Source organism: Streptomyces sp. NPDC002044 (genome assembly GCF_040296725.1).
Taxonomy (GTDB): domain Bacteria; phylum Actinomycetota; class Actinomycetes; order Streptomycetales; family Streptomycetaceae; genus Streptomyces; species Streptomyces antarcticus.
The window spans coordinates 1-1831 of record NZ_JBEOXU010000315.1; the positions used below are offsets into that span (position 1 = coordinate 1).

The following is a 1831-nucleotide window of genomic DNA, read 5'->3' on the forward strand; positions in this document are numbered from 1 at the left end:
GGGGGGGCGCCCCCGGGGGCGGGGGCGGGGGGGGCGCCCCCCCCCGCCGCCGTACGGTCCGGCCGGCGCCCCTCGGGCCGGCCGGGCCGGGCACGGGGCCCCTCCGGTCAGTGCACCGGCACCGGTTCCGGAGCGGCGGCCTGGGCCTCCCCCTTCTTGGCGCCGAGGTGGTTGAAGGCCAGGTTCAGCAGGATGGCCACCACGCAGCCGGTGCTGATGCCCGAGTCGAGGACGACCAGCAGGTCCTTCGGGAAGGCGTGGTAGAACTCCGGCGCGGCGATCGGTATCAGGCCGATGCCCACCGAGGCGGCGACGATCAGGGCGTTCTCGCCCTTCTCCATGGCCGCGCCCGCCAGGGTCTGGATGCCGCTGGCCGCGACCGACCCGAACAGGACGATGCCCGCGCCGCCGAGGACCGGAAGCGGTACCAGGGCGATGACCGAGGCGGCCATCGGACACAGGCCGAGCAGGATCAGGATGCCGCCGCCGGCGGCGACGACGAACCGGCTGCGCACCTTCGTCATGGCGACCAGCCCGATGTTCTGGGCGAAGGCGCTGCACATGAAGCCGTTGAACAGCGGGCTGATCGCGCTGCCGAGGGTGTCGGCGCGCAGGCCGCCCTCGATCGTCCTGGCGTCCGCCGGACGTCCGACGATCTTGCCCAGTGCCAGGATGTCGGCGGTGGACTCGGTCATGCAGACGAGCATGACGATGCACATCGAGATGATGGCGGCGACCTGGAACTGCGGGGCGCCGAAGTGGAACGGCGTCGGGAAGCCCACGATCGACGCGTTCTTGATCGCGTCGAAGCTGGTCATGTCCAGCGGTATCGCGATGAGCGTGCCCGCGACGAGGCCGAGCAGGATGGCGATCTGCTGGAGGAAGCCGCGCAGGAACTTGCGCATCAGCAGGACGATCACGAGGGTCGCGGCGGCCATGCCGATGTTCTTCATCGAACCGTAGTCGGTGGCGGTGCTGTTGCCGCCCTGCGACCAGTTGAAGGCCACCGGCAGGAGCGAGACGCCGATCAGGGTGATGACCGTTCCCGTCACGACCGGCGGGAAGAAGCGCACGAGTTTGCCGAAGTAGGGGGCGGCGAAGAAGCCGAGGATCCCGGCGACGATGATCGCGCCGAAGATGATGGGGATGGCGTTGTCCCCCTCCCCCTTGCCGATCGCGATCATGGGGGTCACACCGGCGAAGGAGACGCCGTTGACGAAGGGGAGCTTCGCGCCGATCTTCCAGAACCCGAGGGTCTGGAGGAGGGTGGCGAGGCCCGCGGTGAAGAGCGAGGCGCCCATCAGGAAGGCGGTCTCGGTGGCGGAGAGACCGACGGCGGGGCCGACGATCATGGGTGGGGCGACGACACCTGCGTACATGGCGGCCACGTGCTGGAGACCGCTCGTGAACATTTTCAACGGAGGCAAGGTCTCGTCGACCGGGTGCTTCTCCTCCGGTACTGCGACTGCGTCTTTGCGAAACCTGGGCGTTGCGGCCACGGCTTCCTCCGGTCGGGTAACACGTCGGCAGGGACGTGGGTGTCATGGAGGTGGTGCGGAAGCGGTGCGAGTCGAGCTGTTCAGTTGTGGTTGCTGTTCATCGAGTTGCTTGTCCCAACGGGTGCGGAATCGATTCGCCCAAACCGGTTCCACGAGGTGGTGCTGTGCGGTGCTGCTGTGCGGTCGTGCCGTGCGAAGGAGCTGGCTGTGCCGTGGCAGTGGCGCGGTGGGTGTCCGTGCGGTGCGACGGGCACGAGTCACCGCCCCCGGGGGCGCCTTCGGATGTCCGAAGGCGCCACCCGGGAACGGCTGCCGCGGACCCCGCGCGGGTC

At 69.4% G+C, this 1831-nt stretch carries 1 protein-coding gene; it reads right to left on the reverse strand.

Annotated features, from left to right (window positions below; all coding sequences use genetic code 11):
- Positions 1 to 107: 107 nt before the first annotated feature.
- A complete protein-coding gene (locus ABT106_RS31875; protein WP_351284524.1) occupies positions 108 to 1499 on the reverse strand; it encodes a nucleobase:cation symporter-2 family protein in 1392 nt (463 codons plus the stop codon).
- Positions 1500 to 1831 lie beyond the last annotated feature (332 nt).